Here is a 19,472-nt window from a genome sequence, read left to right on the forward strand (position 1 = left end):
TACTTTTACATCGTCTTATATATAGTGAAAAAGAATAATCTACATAACTACAAAGAAGGATTTAAAATCCCAAAAGACTATTTCGATACTTTTGAAGAGAAGCTTTTTGATAAAATTTCTAAGGATAAGGAAGAGTCTTCAATGCTTTCAGATGATCTAAAATCAGGCTTTACTACTCCAGAAAATTATTTGAACGATTTAGAAGAACAGTTATTGGATAAACTTGCAATACATAAAGAAGATTCTCCTTCTCTTGATCTAATTTCGAAAAATAGTTTCACTACTCCTGATAACTATTTTGAAACATTAGAAAAGAATATTTTAGAAAAGACTGTTGCTGCCACTAACAAAAAGCCAAAGGTAATATCATTGGTATCTCGCAAGAATATAGTATATGTAACAAGTATAGCGGCTATGATTGCAATTTTATTTTCGGTGGTACTTCCTTCAGATAAAAAAACTGAAGATGTTTTTGGGAGTGTTGCAATTGCAGACATCCAACAGTATTTTGATGAGGGTAACGCAGAGTTTAGTGACTCAGAAATAGCGGAATTATTAGATGAAGAAATTAGTTTAACTGATACTTTCATTGATGAGGAAATTAGTGAACAAGAATTAGAATCTTATCTTTCTGATGAAGAATTATCAGACGATATGATATACATAGAATAAGAGAACGTATGAAACGAACTATAAAAAATATGTAGGCATACGAAAAGGAGATGAACGGTTGGTTCCATGTAATCTCTAAAACAAGATATTAAAACATGAAAAAGATATTACTATTATGCGTAGTTATTTTTATCGTTAATTTCTCATTTGGTCAAAGAGGACCAAGAGGAAAAGTAAAAGCGTTAAAAATCGCATACATTACAGAACAGTTAGATTTAAGTACTAAAGAAGCTCAGCAATTTTGGCCCATCTATAATGAGCACGAAGAAGCTATGGAAAATCTAAAGAGAAACGAACGTAAATCCATACGCGCCATAAAAGAAGCTAATGGCCTAGAAAATATCAGTGAACAAGAAGCTGAAGATTTTTTGACTAATTATGTATCTACCGAAGAGAAAAAATTCTTAGCACGTAAGCAGTTAATTAAAAATCTAAGTAATGTAATCCCAAATAAAAAGATTCTAAAACTGGTAAAAGCTGAAATGGATTTTAACAAACGACTTTTAAAACAATTACGAGATAGAAGAAGAGCAAATCAGTAAGTGATTTTACAATAACATATACGAATAGGTAAATGGAAACTTTATTTCATTTACCTTTTTTATTTAAAAGATACTTTTGCTATTCTATTTTTACCTGCAGCAATAGCGATACTATCATTTATAAAACGAATGGTATAAAAACCTTCTTTACTCACTTCTTTCCAAGTATTTCCAGCATCATTAGAAATTGAAATTCCAGTAAAACCAACAGCTACCATTTCTTTACCACCACTATTAGGAATATACCTTATACAACTTTTATACCCTGCTCCTACTCCATCTGCAATAAGTTTCCAGCTTATACCTCCATCATTTGTAATAGCTTTATTTTGTGAGTTCTCTTCTGGTTTTGTATAGTCTCCTCCAAAAATAATACCTGTGGTTTCATTATAAAAATCCATAGAATACGCTCCTGTTGTTTCTTTTCCCTGTATCATAGGAGTATCGTATACATTCCAAGTATTTCCTTTATCACTAGAATAAAAAACCCTAGAAGCCATTCCTCCAGAGACAATCCATACCTTATCACCAACGATACTAATATTTCCATTACTTGCCGCAAAGGCCGCTTCCCCTTTTACCACTTCGGGCAATTGATTACACGGAGTTTTAGTCCAGTTTTCTCCTCCATCTCTAGTAATAATTATAGACAAGCAATCTTCGGTGGGATCGCCCATCGCGATACCTTCTTTATCATTCCAAAAGGCAATAGCATCATAAAAAACTTTTTCATGTTCTTCTTTGTAAACTAGTTTCGTTTCGCCAGTTACTTTATTCATTTTGTACAGAAGTGCTGGAGAAGCAATACTGAGCAAAAAATAATGAGTATTCGTACTTGCAACTGCTCTGAATTGAATCTTTTTCCCTTCAAATTCTAACGTACTCACTTTTTTATTTTTTATATCAAAGTTTTCTTCTATTTGAAATATTCCATACATACTATTACTACCAGCAAAGAAAACCTCATCATTTGAAATTGTTACTGCCCGAATACTAACAGAATCTGTATAAAAAGGTGTGACTACAACCATAGAAAAATTGTGAGCAACCACTTCAGGTTCTTTAGGTTTACAGCTTATAAAAAGGAATATAACTGATATCAACAGTAAAAATCTCATACCCAATATTTTTGATCAAATATAATACTATTCTAAAGCAAAGAGTTACCTTTGCATCCCTTAAAAAAATAAAGGATGCGTTTACATAGAAATCTGGTATTTGCCGTAATTGATGGACTCAATGAAATTTTTAATGAGCAAGCATATGCTGATAAGGTAGTTCAAAAATTATTAAAGCGTGATAAGAGATGGGGATCTCGAGACAGGAGTTTTGTTGCAGAAACTACCTATGACATTGTACGTTGGAAACGCTTATATGCTGAGATAGCAAATGTTTCTGAACCTTTTACTAGAGAAAATCTTTGGCGAATATTTGCTGTTTGGGCCACCTTACGTGGAATCACATTACCTGATTGGAAACAAATTGGTCCAACACCAACAAGACGTATCAAAGGACGTTTTGATGAACTCAGTAAAATTAGAAAGTTTAGAGAATCCATTCCTGATTGGATGGATGCATTGGGTGAAAAAGAACTTGGATCTATTTGGGAAAAAGAAATAGCTGCACTTAATGAACAAGCCCCTGTTGTACTAAGAACAAATACATTAAAAATTTCTAGAGATAAACTTAGAGGCATTTTAGAAGATGAAAACATCGACACAGCGTTTATCAAAGGTTATCCATTTGCATTACAACTTACAGAAAGAGCCAATGTATTTTCTACAGAAGCTTTTAAAAAAGGATTGTTTGAAGTTCAGGATGCTTCTTCTCAGCTAGTCGCTAGTTTCTTAGATGTACAACCAGGACAGAGAATTGTAGATACTTGTGCTGGTGCTGGTGGAAAGACATTGCACCTTGCCGCATTAATGGAAAATAAAGGTCAGGTAATTGCCATGGATATCTATGGTAATAAACTAAAGGAACTTAAAAGAAGAGCCAGAAGAGCAAGTGCCCATAATATAGAGACTAGAATAATAGAAAGTTCTAAGGATATCAAAAAACTCCATAACAAAGCTGATCGTGTGCTTATCGACGCTCCTTGCAGTGGATTAGGAGTATTAAGCCGAAATCCTGATGCCAAATGGAAATTGCAACCTGAGTTTCTACAAAAAATAAAGCAAACACAATCTGAAATATTAGAGAGTTATGCTAAAATGGTAAAACCAGGAGGAAAACTAGTGTACGCTACTTGCTCTATCTTACCTTCTGAGAACCAAGAACAGGTTAAAACTTTCTTAAACAAAGAAATAGGAAAAGAATTTACCTTTGTAAAAGACAAAAAAGTACTTTCATCTGAATCAGGTTTTGATGGATTTTACATGGCATTGCTAGAAAGAAAATAACTCAACTCACGTAACAAACAATGAAAACAAAACTACTTCTTATTGCGCTTTGTACATTTTGTATAGGGTTTAGTCAGGTTCCTGCTGGATATTACAATTCGGTTACAGGATCAGGATATACACTAAAAACGCAGTTAAAAAATATTATTGATAGTGATAATGATGGATTATCTCCTGAGTTTCAATCAACAGATCCTGGATATAGTGGATTGTACACTACTTATGTGACATCAGATTCGGATTCCTATTATGAAAATAATGGAAGTGTCCTAGACATGTATTCAGAAAACCCTACAGGTGCTGATGATTACGAATATACTCACTTTACAGATCAAGACCCTGGAACTGGAGGAACTTCAGAAGGAGAATTTTATAATAGAGAACATATCATTCCGCAATCTGTTTTTAATCAGGTTACTCCGCAACGCTCGGATGCTCATTTTGTCGTTCCCTCAGACAAATTTGTTAATGGGGCTCGTGGCAGTTTTCCTTTCGGAAGGGTGGAAACAGCGAACTTAACCACAACAAATGGTTCTAAAAGAGGTAATAATCTGAACTCTGGTTATTCTGCAGGATATACCTCCACTGTTTTTGAACCTATAGATGAATTTAAAGGCGATATTGCTAGAATGCATTTTTATTTTGCAACTCGTTATGAAGATGATGTAGCTAGTTATTCATATAGTATGTTTAATGGAACTAGTGATCAAGTTTTTGATCAAACATTTTTAAACATCCTTATCACTTGGCACAATCAAGATCCTGTATCTACAAGAGAGATGGACAGAAATAATGCAATTTTTGGCAGACAAAATAATAGAAATCCATTTATAGATCATCCAGAATACGTGGAAATGATCTGGAGTTCTACAATTGATTCAGAAGCACCATCGGTACCGACTAATGTAATGGTTTCTAATGAGACGTCAAATAGTATTGATTTGTCCTGGACAGCCTCTACAGATAATATAGCAGTAACAGAGTATGATGTATATGTAAATAGTGTTTTTAATAAATCTACCTCTTCTACAACTACCACTGTAACTGGTTTAAACTCAGAAACCACATATGCTTTTACCATCTTGGCAAAAGATGCAGCTGGAAATGAATCCTCTCAAAGTGTTTCTGTAAATGGAACTACATTAGCAGGTGGAACTGGCGGAACTGATTGCGCCACCGAAACATTTAGTAATATTGGAGCTGCTTCTAGTTCATATGCTGAACGTACGTGGACTGGTGATGATGGTGGAGAATGGACTGCTACAGATGCCAGAACAGATCAAACATTAACAGGAAGCGCAATTACTATTAGAAATGGTGAACTAACATCTTCTTCGATTTCCGGAGGAATTGGATCCTTAACCGTAACTACGCTAAGAGCCTTTAGTGGCGGTACGGGAACATTTAATGTTAAAGTTAACGGAACAGTGGTAGGAACAATACCTTATAGCGATGTCCAAGAAACGACCACTATAAACAACATTGATGTTACTGGAAATATTATAGTTTCTTTTACAGATAAAACCACTACCAGTGATAGAGTAATTATTGATGATTTATCTTGGAGTTGTTATGACCCTACACTGGGAATTGATGATCTTAACTTGGAAAAACTTGTTACAGTATATCCAAATCCATCTTCAGACAGAAGTATAACTATAAACACAGCAAATATTACTGGTGCTGAAATAAATGTTTATGACATTATAGGGAAGCTGATATTTTCAAAGAAAAATTTATTAGAAAACACCCTAATATCCAACCTCCCGCAAGGAATGTTATTGGTAGAAATTATTTCTTCCAAACGGAGTATTACCAAAAAAGTATTGATACGATAATAAGAAAAGCGGCTAAAGAAAGCCGCTTTTTTATTTCTTTAAGGATTGTTTAAAATTTAGTGAATAACTCCATAATTCAACTGAAGTTTTATATAACACTTTCTATAGAAAAGTAGTAAATTTGCAGTTTATTAAAAACAACTCAAAGTCTGGGAGCATGATCCATTTCTTCGGAAACCAAAATGAGAAAGTATTTGCAGTACAAACTACTGATGAAATCTCAACAGAAAATAATAAAAAGTTAAGCTGGTTATTTGGAAACCAACCTAAGATATCTGCGGCGTCTATTGACGCTTTTTTTGTTGGTCCTAGAGCCGCTATGATTACTCCATGGAGTACGAATGCTGTAGAGATTACTCAAAATATGGGTATCACAGGGATCATTAGAATAGAAGAATTCAAAGCTGTTGATTCTAATTTTTCTGATTTTGATCCAATGCTTTCACAAAAGTATAATCGTCTAGATCAAGATATTTATACTATAGATATTAAGCCAGAAGAAATTTTAGAGATTGATGATATTGATGCTTACAACAAAGCTGAAGGATTAGCATTAAGCCCAGATGAAGTTGAATATCTTGAAGAAGTTGCTAAAAAAATCGGGAGAAAACTTACCGATTCTGAAGTGTTTGGTTTTTCTCAAGTGAATTCTGAACACTGCAGACATAAAATATTCAATGGAACTTTTGTTATAGATGGAGAAGAAAAGCCCACATCTCTATTTAAGTTAATTAAGAAAACTTCAGAGACTAATCCTAACGATATTATCTCTGCTTATAAGGATAATGTTGCCTTTATTAAAGGGCCAAATGTAACGCAGTTTGCACCAAAAAGTGCTGATAAGCCTGATTTTTATGAAGAAAAAAAGTTTGATAGCGTTATTTCATTGAAAGCAGAAACCCATAATTTCCCAACCACCGTTGAACCTTTTAATGGTGCTGCTACAGGTTCTGGAGGAGAAATCAGAGATCGTCTAGCGGGTGGAAAAGGGTCTTTACCTCTTGCAGGAACCGCTGTGTATATGACTTCTTATTCTCGATTAGAAGAGAATCGCCCTTGGGAACAGGCTATGGACGAAAGAAAATGGTTATATCAAACACCCGTAGATATTTTAATTAAAGCTTCGAATGGAGCTTCAGACTTTGGAAACAAATTTGGACAACCTTTGATTACGGGTTCTGTACTTACTTTTGAGCATGAAGAAGATGCACGAAAATTAGGATTCGATAAGGTAATCATGCAAGCTGGTGGTATAGGATATGGAAAAAATGAACAAGCATTAAAAGATCAACCAGCTGCTGGAGATAAAATTGTTATTTTGGGTGGAGAGAACTATCGAATTGGTATGGGAGGTGCGGCAGTATCCTCTGCTGATACAGGTGAATTTAGTAGCGGTATCGAATTAAATGCTATTCAGCGATCTAATCCCGAAATGCAAAAACGTGCTGCCAATGCCATTAGAGGAATGGTAGAAAGTGATGTTAACACCATCGTTTCTATTCATGATCATGGTGCTGGTGGACATCTAAACTGCTTATCAGAATTAGTAGAAGAAACAGGTGGTAATATTGATTTAGATAAATTACCAGTTGGAGATCCAACACTCTCTGCGAAAGAGATTATTGGTAATGAATCTCAGGAAAGAATGGGGCTTGTCATCGGACAAAAAGATATCGAAACTTTAGAACGTATTGCAGAAAGAGAACGTTCTCCAATATATCAAGTGGGTGATGTTACTGGTGATGATCGTTTTACATTTCAGTCTAAAACTAAAGGAGATACTCCTATGGATTTAGAACTAAGTGATATGTTTGGTAGCTCCCCTAAAACGATAATGATTGATAAAACCATTGATCGTAATTATAATAGTGTTACATATCAGAAGGAAAATATAGTAAACTATCTAGAACAGGTATTACAACTGGAAGCAGTTGCTTGTAAAGATTGGTTAACAAATAAAGTAGATCGTTGTGTAGGCGGAAAAGTAGCTAAGCAGCAGTGTACAGGTCCTCTTCAGTTACCGCTAAATAATTGTGGAGTCATGGCATTGGACTATACATCTAAAGAAGGTATTGCAACTTCTATTGGACACTCCCCTATTTCAGGATTAATAGATCCAGAAGCAGGCAGTAAAAACTCTATCGCCGAAGCGTTAACAAATATTGTTTGGGCACCACTAAAAGATGGATTACAGTCGGTATCGCTATCTGCTAACTGGATGTGGCCTTGTAAAAACGAAGGAGAAGATGCTAGACTTTATAAAGCAGTAAAAGCAATTTCTGATTTTGCTATCGATTTAGGAATTAATGTACCTACAGGAAAGGACTCTCTTTCTATGAAACAAAAATATCCTAATGAAGAAGTAATCTCTCCTGGAACTGTAATTATATCAGCTGCTGCTAACTGTAATGACATTACCAAAGTAGTAGAACCCGTTTTTAAGAAAAATGAAGGGAACATCTATTATATAAATCTATCTCAAGATACTTTTAAACTCGGAGGATCTTCTTTTTCTCAAATCGTTAATAAAATAGGCACTGAAGCTCCAAGTATAAAAAACCCAGAGAATTTCAAGAATGTGTTTAATACAATTCAAGGATTAATACGAGATGGAAAGATTGTTGCCGGTCATGACGTGGCTTCTGGAGGACTGATTACTACATTATTAGAACTATGTTTTGCAGATATAAACTTAGGAGCAAATATTGATCTATCTAAACTAGGAGAGCAAGATTCTATTAAGGTACTTTTTGCTGAAAATGCTGGTATTGTTTTCCAGAGTACAGCTAATGCAGATGTAGAAACCGTTTTATCTCAAAACAATATCGAATTCTTCAATATTGGTAGTGTCACAAATGAAGCTTCCTTAAGAATTACAAATGGGGATGATTCACATACACTTGAAATAGAAAGTTTACGAAAAACCTGGTATAAGACCTCTTATCTTTTAGATAAAAAGCAAACTGCAAATAATCTAGCGGAAGATCGTTATACTAATTTCGCAAATCAGCCATTGCAATACGAATTTCCAAAACATTTTACTGGAAAGCTACCTGTAATTGACGCTTCTAAACCAAGACCAAAAGCAGCTGTGATTAGAGAAAAAGGAAGTAATTCGGAGCGTGAAATGGCTAATGCCATGTATTTAGCTGGTTTTGATGTAAAAGATGTGCATATGACCGATCTCATCTCTGGACGTGAAACATTAGAGGATATACAATTCATTGGAGCTGTAGGAGGATTTTCTAATAGTGATGTCTTAGGATCAGCAAAAGGATGGGCAGGAGCTTTTCTTTATAACGAAAAAGCGAACAACACATTAAAAAAATTCTTTGAAAGAAAAGATACACTATCGGTAGGTATTTGCAACGGTTGCCAGCTATTTATGGAACTAGAAGTTATTAACCCTGATCATAGTGAGCATGGAAAAATGCATCATAATGATTCTCATAAGCATGAAAGTAATTTTACTTCTGTAAAAATACAAGAGAATAATTCGGTTATGTTATCATCATTAGCAGGAAGTACACTAGGTGTTTGGATTTCTCATGGAGAAGGTAAATTCCACCTTCCTCTTTCTGAAGATCAGTATAATATTGTTGCTAAATATGGATATGATTCCTATCCTGCAAATCCAAACGGATCTGACTATAACACGGCTATGATGTGTGATAAAACCGGGAGACACCTAGTAATGATGCCACATATCGAGCGTTCCACATTTCAATGGAACTGGGCTAATTATCCAGATGGAAGAGCCGATGAAGTATCTCCTTGGATAGAAGCTTTTGTAAATGCTAGAGAATGGATTGCAAAACAATAACAGCGATATTTTAATTTGCTATAGTTAATTGTTAAAAAAAGTTAGGGTTTATTTTAATATAACTGTTATTAACATATAACAGTTATTTGGATCCTCAAACAAGATCCTAAATTGTTATATACTTAACTAAAGTATAAATAACTATTTTTTAAAACCTTAAAACGTAAACCGTGAAAAAATTACTATGTACCCTATTTTTTTTGGTTTCAGCCCTATCTATTGCTCAAACAAAACCAACCTATAGCAGAGCTAAAATCACCTATAATTCTCGAGCTAATTATAAAGTCCTAATGGATGCAGGAATTCCTATGGATCATGGCCAGCATAAAGAAGGAATCTTCATCATTTCAGATTTTTCTTCAGAAGAACTTGATATCGCACGAAATCTAGGATATAAAGTAGAAATCCTAATCAAAGATGCTGAAGCAGATTTTCTTGAGAGAAACGAAATAGCTAAATATCAAAAAGCAGCCCGAAATCCTACCTGTCCTTCAGGAAATGGGACAATAAATATTTATCCTACTCCATCAAATTTTGCATTAGGATCTATGGGTGGATACCTTACTTACCAAGAGATGCTAGATAATCTAGATGCGATGAGAAACCAGTATCCCAATCTAATTTCGGCAAGAGCAGATATCGGCTCATTTGTTACCAATGGAACCCCAGATAATTCAGTAACTCCTTCGATCGGCGGTAATACCATCCAATGGGTTCGCATATCTGATAATCCGGATATTGATGAAAACGAATCAGAAATTTTATACGATGCAATTCATCATGCCAGAGAGCCTGCAAGTCTCTCTCAATTGATTTATTATATGTGGTACCTTCTAGAGAATTATGACTCTGATCCAGAAGTAAAGCAAATCGTTGATAACACCGAATTATATTTCGTTCCAGTCATAAATCCAGATGGATACCTTTATAATCAAGTAACTAACCCCAACGGAGGTGGTCTTTGGAGAAAAAATAGGTTTAATACACATGGTGTTGACAACAATAGAAACTACGACCATTATCCAAATGGAAATGCCGCAAATGCTACATGGGGAGGTCCTGGATCTTCTAGTAGTACCAGTGCTCAGACATATCATGGGACGAGTGCATTTTCTGAAGTAGAAAATCAAGCTATGAAATGGTTTACAGAGCAGCATGAATTTGTTATCGCTTTGAACAATCATACATTTGGTGAATTATTATACTTTCCATATTCTTATGCAGACAATACCCCTACTCCCGATGAAGATATATTTATCGCAATTGGCGCTGAACTTACTTCTCAAAATGGATATAGTCCACTAAGAGATGCTCCTTTTTCTGGAGATAGTGATGATTTTATGTATGGAGGAACTACACAACATCATGATAAGATATTTTCTTTCACACCAGAGGTTGGAACTTCATTTTGGCCCGCATCTAATCAGATAGATGGAATTTGCAAGGAAATGATATATCTCAATCTTACCGCTGCAAAAATGACCAATAACTACGCGCAGATAGAAAGTAATGGGAGCGTTTTTGTAGGAGACAATTTAATTGTTAACGCTGATTTTACATTAAGAAGATTAGGAATTACTGGAAATGGAAATTTCACTGTAACAATTACTCCCATATCATCAAACATTGCTAGTGTAGGAAATCCAAAAAATTACACGAACACCCAGATAGGTACAGATATATCGGATAGCATAGAGATTGTTCTAGACAATTCTGTAAACACAAATGATGACATAGAGTATATAATTCAAGTAGATGGAGGTTTATTAACCGAATCGATTCGGGTTACCAAAAAATTTGGAGCATTACAACAAGTAGTTAATAATGATGCCAGTGATATAAATGACTACACCCAATCTGGCTGGTCTACAACTACAACTACATTTGTTTCATCTAACAGTTCTATAACAGAATCACCTACAGGAAACTATGGATCTAATCAAAATAAATCTATAGAACTTTCACAAATGATTGATCTTACAGATGCTACTGCCGCAAATCTTCAATTCTATGCGAAATGGAATATTGAAAATAATTGGGATTACGCGCAGTTTGAAATATCTATAGATGATGGAGCTTCTTGGATTCCCCAATGTGGTAAATTCACCAATTCTGGAAGTACAAATGCAGGACAACCAACAGACGAGCCTTTGTATGACGGCGTACAAAATGATTGGATACTAGAAGAGATTAGTCTTAGTGATTACTTGGGTGAAACCATAAAAGTTAGATTTCAATTCGTATCAGACGACCAAATTGAACAAGATGGATTCTATTTTGATGATCTAATAGTCAATATTTTAAATCCAAATGTTTTGGATGTTGAAGAAAATTTATTGTCAGCATTCAAAGTCTTCCCAAATCCTGCAAAAGACATGCTAACCATTACACCTGCTAATGCAGGAGATTACAATATTTATATAAGAAATATATTGGGGCAAGAAGTGATGAGTAGGAATCAAATAACAGGAACACAAGAGTTTAATATTTCGAACCTTAAATCCGGACTATATTTTTTAAATATTGAAGTTTCTGGAAACACAAAAACCGTTAAAATTATCAAACAATAATAAAACTTGGTATCAACTTCAGATTATCCATTTATCCTTTTGATTACCAAAAGAAACCCTAATCTCATTAAACAAAATTCTAAAATCAATGAAAATAGTACTTTTCATATTGATGTCCTTTGTTTGTTGTTTTGCAATAGCTCAGGAATCTTCCGTTTATAAAAAAGTTAAAATTAACTATAACAACGTTTACAATTACAGACTTTTAGAAAAAGAAGGGATTCCTATGGATCATGGAATTCATAAACAAGGAGTTTTTATCATTTCAGATTATTCTGAAAGAGAAATAGAAATTGTTAAACGTCTTGGTATAGATTTTGACATTTTAATTGAAGATGTCACATCAGATTTTCTTAAAAAAAATAAAGTTGCTAAAAATCAAAACTCAACTAAAAACCTTTCTTGTCCAACAGATAACAACCCTATCATCACATACCCTACACCTTCAAATTTTAGTTTAGGGTCTATGGGAGGATATCTGACATATCAGGAAATGTTAGATAATCTGGACGAAATGCAAACCAAATACCCGAATCTGATAACCGCTAGAGCAGATGTAGGTACTTTTTTAACTAATGGAACTCCCAATAATAGCGTCTCACCATCAATTGGGGGAAATGCTTTGCAATGGGTTCGAATTTCGGACAACCCCGATACAGATGAGCCTTCTGAACCAGAAATTCTATATAATTCAATACACCATGCTAGAGAACCTGCAAGTTTATCACAGTTGATTTACTTTATGTGGTATTTACTAGAAAACTATGAAACTGATTTAGAAATCAAAGCAATCGTGGATAATACGCAATTGTACTTTATACCAGTGGTAAACCCAGATGGATATCTGTATAATGAGCTTACAAACCCAAATGGTGGAGGCTTATGGAGAAAAAATAGGTTTAACACCCATGGTGTAGATAATAACCGAAATTATGATCACTATACAGATGGAACAGCAGCTACATCCACCTGGAACACTGTTGGAACGTCTAATGATACCTCATCTAATATTTATGCAGGTGCTAGTGCATTTTCGGAAGTAGAAACGCAAGCTATGAAATGGTTTATAGAACAGCATAATTTTACAATATCTATGGATAATCATACTTCTGGCGAATTACTATTAATGCCATATGGTTATGAACCCAATAACCCGACACCAGAAGGAGATATCTACCAAACAATCTCAGAAGAATTAGTATCACAGAATAATTATAGCAACATTCTTATCACTGATTTAACTGTTGCTGCTGGCGGAAGTGTTGATTATATGTACGGCGGTACCGTAAGACCTCATAATAGAATTTTTGGATTTGCTCCAGAAATAGGAACTTCATTTTGGCCTACATCTAATCTAATCGATGGTATTTGTAAAGAGATGATGTATCTAAATATTACTGCAGCTAAAATGACTCATAATTTTGCAAAAGCGCAGAGTAATCAGACAGAATTCATAGGTGATAACACAACTTTTAATGCAGATTATACTATAAATCGTTTAGGACTTAATGGCAACGGTAATTTTACTGTAAGCATCGTTCCTATAAGTGGCAATATCCAAAGCGTTGGAGCTTCTAAAAGCTACACGAATCTTACCATAGGAAATCCTATCAATGATCAAATAACCATCAATTTAAACAACACTATTGATGCGGGAGATGAAATCGTTTATGATATAGAAGTGAATGGAGGCATCATCAAGCATACAACAAGGGTAACTCAAAAATTTGGTTCTTTTCAGGCATTGGTTGACAATAATGCTGATACTCTAAATGATTTCACAGGAACTGGATGGGACACTACCAACACCACATTTGTATCTGCTTCATCTTCTATTACCGAATCGCCAAGTGGTAATTATGGTCCTAACCAAAACAAAATAATCGAACTTGATCAGAGTATTGATCTTACCAGCGTTATTGCTGCAAATGTTCAATTCTATGCGAAATGGGATATTGAAAATAATTGGGATTACACTCAGTTTGAAGTATCTATAGACAACGGAGCCTCCTGGATTCCACAATGTGGTAAATTCACTAATTCTGGAAGTAATAATGCAGGACAACCTAATGGAGAACCCTTATACGATGGCACACAAACTGATTGGGTATTAGAAGAAATTAGTCTGAGTGATTATATTGGAGAAACTATAAAAGTTAGGTTTCAGTTTGTATCAGATGATCAAGTAGAGCAAGATGGTTTTTACTTTGATGATCTCGTTATAAATACTTTAAATCAAAACACACTAGACATTGAGGAGAACATATTGTCTGAATTTGTAGTTTTCCCTAATCCTTTAAAAGATATACTAACTATTACTCCGAATGCTACGAGTAATTTTAATATTCAATTGAGAGATGTAGTAGGCAAAGAAGTAATGACAAAAAAACAAGCTTCTGGAAATCAAGAATTTGATCTTTCAAAATTAAACGCAGGATTATACTTTTTAACGATTGAACTAGGAGAAAGTGTAAAAACTTTTAAAATTATAAAACAATAAAAATTCAATTAAAACCCATAAAAATTAAGGAGTTATCAAAAGATAGCTCCTTTTTTTATATATTAGGGTTGTGTATTGTTATATTTTTTATAATTTGCGAAACTATGCACGCATAGTAGTTTTTAAAATTCTATTATAATTAAAAAGTAAGCGAATTTTAAGTAATAAACCAAAAATTTTGTGCAACTTTATAATAACGGTTACAGTTATGTTTATAAGAACGTACCAAGTGATCGAAGTTCTTTAAAACAGAGTAAAACTATCTGAAAAACGTATGAATACAATTACTAGATTATTTGATTTTCCGCATTATCAATTAGAGAAATATAACCTAGACAAAGCCTTAATCACCAAATATAATGGAGAATGGGTCGCTACTTCAACGAAAGAATATGTAGAAAAAGCAAATCAGATCAGTCGTGGTCTTTTACGATTAGGTGTAAAACCAAATGATAAGGTTGCTATTATTTCTTCAAATAACAGAACCGAATGGAACATTGTAGATATCGGTGTATTACAAATTGGGGCTCAGGATGTGCCTATCTACCCTACTATTTCTCAAGAAGATTATGAATATGTATTAAATCACTCTGAATCTATGTATTGCTTCGTGTCTGATGACGAAGTTTTACAAAAAGTAAATAACATTAAAGTAAATGTTCCTTCACTAAAAGGAGTATATTCTTTTACTGACCTTGACGGTTGTGATAGTTGGAATAAAGTTTTAGAACTTGGAAAAGACGACAGCAATCAAGAAGAGGTAGAAAAAATAATGGCGTCTGTAAAAGAGGACGATCTAGCAACTTTGATTTATACTTCCGGAACTACCGGAAGACCAAAAGGTGTAATGCTAAGCCATAAAAACGTGGTAAGCAATGCATTGCATAGTTCTACAAGATTCCCAATTGTAGATGGAGAAACAAAAGCATTGAGTTTCTTACCTGTATGTCATATATATGAAAGAATGTTGATGTATTTATATCAATACAGAGGAGTTGGAATTTACTTCGCAGAATCACTAGAAACGATTAGTGATAATTTAAAAGAAGTAAAACCAGATGTAATGACTGCGGTTCCTAGATTATTAGAAAAAGTATATGACAAGATTATTGCTAAAGGAACTGATCTTACTGGAATTAAAAAGAAATTATTTTTCTGGGCCGTTGAATTAGGTTTAAAATATGAACCATATGAAGCCAACGGATGGTGGTATGAAAAGAAACTAGGAATAGCAAGAAAACTAATATTCAGTAAATGGCAAGAAGCTTTAGGAGGAAATCTAAAAGTAATTGCATCTGGTAGTGCTGCATTACAATCTCGACTTGCCAGAGTATTTAATGCTGCTGGAATTAGTGTGATGGAAGGCTATGGATTAACCGAAACATCTCCTGTAGTATCTGTAAACGATGTACGGGATAGAGGTTTTAAAATAGGTACTGTAGGAAAAATGATTCCAGAAACCGAAGTTAAGATTGCAGAAGATGGAGAAATTCTTGTAAAAGGTCCTCAAGTGATGATGGGATATTATAAGGATGAAGAAAAAAGTAAAGAAGTATTACAAAACGGATATTTCCATACTGGAGATATTGGAGAAATAGATGGTGAAGGTTTCTTACGAATTACAGATCGTAAAAAAGAGATGTTCAAAACTTCTGGAGGAAAATATGTTGCTCCTCAAGTAATCGAAAATGCGATGAAACAATCTCGTTTTATAGAACAAATTATGGTCATTGGAGATGGAGAAAAAATGCCAGCTGCTTTCGTTCAACCTAATTTTGAATTTGTGAAAGACTGGGCAACGAGAAAAGGAATTTCGATTGGTGCTACTCATGAAGAAATTGTTTCCAACCAAACAGTAATTGACCGTTTCCAAGAAGAAGTAGACGAACATAACGAAAAATTCGGAAAATGGGAACGCATCAAAAAGTTTGAACTAACTGCAGATGAGTGGAGTATCGATGCTGGACACCTTACTCCTACTATGAAATTAAAAAGACGTGTAATCAAGGCAAAATACCAAGATTTATACGCTAAGATTTATGGCTAATTCAATTCACTGATTACAAATGTATGGTGTAAAACTTTAACTTTAAATCAGTAAACTCCTCATTTTATGGGGAGTTTTTTTATTAATTCATCAGAAAAATGTAAATTACTTGCTCTTTTTGTAATTTTTTACCCAATTTATTATGCGTGCATAATAAATTTTTCTTACCTTTACAGCATAACAAATTTTCTGAATGAGAGAAAAAACAATTGATTATGCACTCCGCGCTACATGGATGGCTGTAGCCAAGATGTACAACGAGGAAGCAAGTAAAAAAGGAAGTACTATGGCAACCGGATTTGCTTTAATAAGCATTGATCCCGAAAATGGAACACCATCTACTTCTTTAGGCCCAAAAATGGGTATGGAAGCCACTAGTCTATCAAGAACTTTGAAAACCATGGAAGAAAAAGGATTGATCTTCAGAAAGAAAAATCCTCAAGATGGACGTGGCGTATTAATCTATCTAACTCCTTTTGGATTAGAAATGAGAAACTTTTCTAAAGACGTAGTATTTACTTTCGATCATGCTGTACGAAAGCATGTTCCAAAAGAGAAACTTGATACTTTCTTAGAAGTTTTTCAAATGATTAATGATCTCATAGCTACAAAGAAAATTTACACGAATAAAGAATCTATAACATCTTAACAACCAGAAGTTAAAAAAAATGAAAAGAGTCATTAAAAAAGTTGCAGTCGTTGGTTCAGGAATAATGGGCTCAGGTATTGCGTGTCATTTCGCCAATATCGGTGTCGAAGTACTATTATTAGATATCGTACCAAGAGAATTAAACGACAAAGAAAAGGCAAAAGGCCTTACACTAGAAAGTAAAGTGGTTCGTAACAGGTTAGTAAATGATTCACTAACTGCCGCTCTTAAATCCAAACCTTCACCAATATACAGTCAAAAATTTGCTGCTCGTATCACTACTGGAAATCTGGAAGACGATATCGCAAAAGTAGCTGATGTAGACTGGATCATCGAGGTTGTCGTAGAAAGACTTGATATTAAGAAACAAGTTTTTGAAAATTTAGAAAAGTATAGAACACCAGGAACTTTAATTACTTCTAATACTTCTGGTATTCCAATTAAATTTATGAATGAAGGAAGAAGTGAAGATTTCCAAAAGCATTTTTGTGGAACGCACTTCTTTAACCCTGCTAGATACCTAAAATTATTCGAAATCATTCCTGGACCAAACACTTCATCTGAAGTACTTGAGTTCTTAAATGGATATGGAGAGCAATACTTGGGTAAAACTTCAGTTGTAGCAAAAGATACACCTGCTTTTATCGGTAACCGTATTGGTATCTTTAGTATCATGAGTTTATTCCATATGGTAAAAGAGATGGGATTAACTATAGAAGAAGTAGATAAATTAACAGGTCCTGTAATAGGTCGCCCAAAATCTGCAACTTTTAGAACTGTAGATGTGGTTGGTTTAGACACCTTAGTTCACGTGGCAAATGGTATTGCTGATAACTGCCCAGATGATGAACGCCATGAATTATTTAAACTTCCTGATTTCATCAATACCATGATGGAAAATAAATGGTTAGGAAGCAAAACAGGACAAGGGTTCTATAAAAAACACGTTTCTCCAGAAGGAAAAAAGGACATTCTTTCTCTTGATTTAGATACGCTAGAATATAGAGAAAAGAAAAGAGCATCATTTGCTACTTTAGAAATGACCAAAACTATTGACAAAGTAGTAGATCGTTTTAAAGTATTAGTAGCAGGAAAAGATAAAGCTGGAGAATTTTATCGTAAAAACTTAGCGGCTCTTTTTGCTTACGTATCTAATCGTATTCCTGAAATCACAGATGACCTTTATAAGATCGATGACGCTATGAAAGCTGGTTTTGGTTGGGAACATGGACCTTTCCAAATCTGGGATGCTGTAGGCGTTGAAAAAGGAATCGAAATGATGAAGGCAGAAGGATATGAGCCAGCTGCTTGGGTAAATGATATGATCGCTTCAGGAAGTACTTCTTTCTATACTGTAAAAGAAGGTGCTACTTATTACTACGATATTCCTAAAAAAGAACAAGTAAAAGTTCCAGGACAAGATGCATTTATCATCTTAGATAATATCCGTAAATCCACAGAAGTTTTCAAAAACAGTGGTGTTGTGGTTGAAGATCTTGGAGATGGAATCCTAAATGTAGAATTCCAAAGTAAGATGAACACTATCGGTGGAGATGTGCTTGCAGGATTAAATAGAGCTATCGATATTGCTGAAAAGGATTTCCAAGGGTTAGTAGTTGGTAATCAAGCAGCTAATTTCTCAGTAGGAGCTAACATTGGAATGATCTTTATGATGGCTGTTGAGCAAGAATATGATGAATTGAATATGGCAGTAAAATACTTCCAAGATTCTATGATGCGTATGCGTTACTCAGCTATCCCAACAGTAGTTGCTCCTCACGGAATGGCATTAGGTGGTGGATGTGAAATTTCACTTCATGCCGATAAAGTTGTGGCTGCAGCAGAAACCTATATGGGATTAGTAGAATTCGGAGTTGGTGTAATTCCTGGTGGTGGTGGATCCAAGGAGATGGCACTAAGAGCATCGGATCTTTTTAGAAAAGATGATGTAGAGCTAAATGTTCTTCAGGAGCACTTCTTAACTATCGGAATGGCAAAAGTATCGACTTCTGCTTACGAAGCATTTGATACTAATCTTCTTCAAAAAGGAAAAGATATCGTAGTAGTTAATAAAGATCGTCAGATTGCTACTGCTAAGGCATATGCTAAATTAATGGCTGAGCAAGGATATACACAGCCAGTGAGAAGAAAAGATGTAAAAGTACTTGGTAAACAAGCACTAGGAATGTTCTTAGTAGGTACAGATTCTATGGAAGCTAGTAAATACATCTCAGAACATGATCATAAAATAGCAAATAAGTTAGGTTACGTAATGGCTGGAGGAGACTTATCAGAACCAACTTTCGTGACAGAACAATATTTGTTAGATCTAGAACGTGAAGCTTTCTTATCATTATGTACAGAACGCAAAACGTTAGAGCGTATAGAACACATGCTTAAAAAAGGTAAACCTTTAAGAAACTAGCATT

11 protein-coding genes are annotated in these 19,472 nt (G+C 34.5%); 10 read left to right on the forward strand and 1 reads right to left on the reverse strand.

All coding sequences use genetic code 11. The annotated features are described in order from the left end of the window. Positions 1–24: 24 nt before the first annotated feature. Together Q1B37_RS14170 and Q1B37_RS14175 are read left to right on the forward strand one after the other, a co-directional pair. Positions 25–672 (forward strand): hypothetical protein, encoded by a 648-nt coding sequence (locus tag Q1B37_RS14170; protein WP_299899502.1) that lies wholly within the window; start codon positions 25–27, stop codon positions 670–672. Between the two features lie 95 nt (positions 673–767). Next, entirely contained in the window at positions 768–1,214 is a 447-nt protein-coding gene (locus Q1B37_RS14175; protein ID WP_299899504.1) for a sensor of ECF-type sigma factor, read from the forward strand. A gap of 59 nt (positions 1,215–1,273) precedes the next feature. On the opposite strand, the gene Q1B37_RS14180 is transcribed toward Q1B37_RS14175, so the two are convergent. Next, complete coding sequence (locus Q1B37_RS14180) at positions 1,274–2,332, reverse strand: oxidoreductase (protein WP_299899505.1); 1,059 nt, start codon at positions 2,330–2,332, stop codon at positions 1,274–1,276. Positions 2,333–2,407: 75 nt separating this feature from the next. Here Q1B37_RS14180 and Q1B37_RS14185 point away from each other — a divergent pair, with 75 nt between their 5' ends. The 8 genes from Q1B37_RS14185 (at position 2,408) to Q1B37_RS14220 (ending at position 19,468) form a co-directional block, all read left to right on the forward strand. Then, positions 2,408–3,616: an RsmB/NOP family class I SAM-dependent RNA methyltransferase gene (locus tag Q1B37_RS14185; RefSeq protein WP_299899507.1), complete on the forward strand. Its 1,209-nt coding sequence runs from the start codon at positions 2,408–2,410 to the stop codon at positions 3,614–3,616. A gap of 20 nt (positions 3,617–3,636) precedes the next feature. After that, positions 3,637–5,454 (forward strand): endonuclease, encoded by a 1,818-nt coding sequence (locus Q1B37_RS14190; RefSeq protein WP_299899509.1) that lies wholly within the window; start codon positions 3,637–3,639, stop codon positions 5,452–5,454. A 157-nt stretch (positions 5,455–5,611) separates the two neighbouring features. Next, positions 5,612–9,277, forward strand: coding sequence for a phosphoribosylformylglycinamidine synthase (gene purL, locus Q1B37_RS14195; RefSeq protein ID WP_299899511.1), 3,666 nt, complete (start codon positions 5,612–5,614; stop codon positions 9,275–9,277). Positions 9,278–9,447: 170 nt separating this feature from the next. Next, the gene (locus tag Q1B37_RS14200; RefSeq protein ID WP_299899513.1) at positions 9,448–11,847 is read left to right on the forward strand and encodes a M14 family zinc carboxypeptidase; all 2,400 of its coding nucleotides are present in this window, start codon (positions 9,448–9,450) and stop codon (positions 11,845–11,847) included. Positions 11,848–11,935: 88 nt separating this feature from the next. Next, positions 11,936–14,347, forward strand: a complete 2,412-nt coding sequence (locus tag Q1B37_RS14205) for a M14 family metallopeptidase (RefSeq protein WP_299899515.1) — start codon at positions 11,936–11,938, stop codon at positions 14,345–14,347. A gap of 274 nt (positions 14,348–14,621) precedes the next feature. Beyond that, positions 14,622–16,394 carry a long-chain fatty acid--CoA ligase gene (locus Q1B37_RS14210; RefSeq protein WP_299899517.1) on the forward strand — a complete coding sequence of 591 codons (1,773 nt, stop codon included), beginning with the start codon at positions 14,622–14,624 and terminating at the stop codon, positions 16,392–16,394. A 193-nt stretch (positions 16,395–16,587) separates the two neighbouring features. Then, complete coding sequence (locus Q1B37_RS14215; RefSeq protein WP_299607627.1) at positions 16,588–17,043, forward strand: MarR family transcriptional regulator; 456 nt, start codon at positions 16,588–16,590, stop codon at positions 17,041–17,043. A gap of 19 nt (positions 17,044–17,062) precedes the next feature. Next, positions 17,063–19,468, forward strand: a complete 2,406-nt coding sequence (locus Q1B37_RS14220; RefSeq protein WP_299899519.1) for a 3-hydroxyacyl-CoA dehydrogenase/enoyl-CoA hydratase family protein — start codon at positions 17,063–17,065, stop codon at positions 19,466–19,468. Positions 19,469–19,472 lie beyond the last annotated feature (4 nt).

This window comes from uncultured Aquimarina sp., from assembly GCF_947492965.1.
Classification (GTDB): Bacteria; Bacteroidota; Bacteroidia; order Flavobacteriales; family Flavobacteriaceae; genus Aquimarina.

Bases quoted from the DNA above. Each gene is read 5' to 3' on its own strand.
- Q1B37_RS14210 (WP_299899517.1), top strand. From the start codon at position 14,622: ATGAATACAATTACTAGATTATTTGATTTTCCGCATTATCAATTAGAG.
- Q1B37_RS14180 (WP_299899505.1), bottom strand. From the start codon at position 2,332: ATGAGATTTTTACTGTTGATATCAGTTATATTCCTTTTTATAAGCTGT.
- Q1B37_RS14185 (WP_299899507.1), top strand. From the start codon at position 2,408: ATGCGTTTACATAGAAATCTGGTATTTGCCGTAATTGATGGACTCAAT.
- Q1B37_RS14205 (WP_299899515.1), top strand. From the start codon at position 11,936: ATGAAAATAGTACTTTTCATATTGATGTCCTTTGTTTGTTGTTTTGCA.
- Q1B37_RS14175 (WP_299899504.1), top strand. From the start codon at position 768: ATGAAAAAGATATTACTATTATGCGTAGTTATTTTTATCGTTAATTTC.
- Q1B37_RS14220 (WP_299899519.1), top strand. From the start codon at position 17,063: ATGAAAAGAGTCATTAAAAAAGTTGCAGTCGTTGGTTCAGGAATAATG.
- purL (WP_299899511.1), top strand. From the start codon at position 5,612: ATGATCCATTTCTTCGGAAACCAAAATGAGAAAGTATTTGCAGTACAA.
- Q1B37_RS14190 (WP_299899509.1), top strand. From the start codon at position 3,637: ATGAAAACAAAACTACTTCTTATTGCGCTTTGTACATTTTGTATAGGG.
- Q1B37_RS14215 (WP_299607627.1), top strand. From the start codon at position 16,588: ATGAGAGAAAAAACAATTGATTATGCACTCCGCGCTACATGGATGGCT.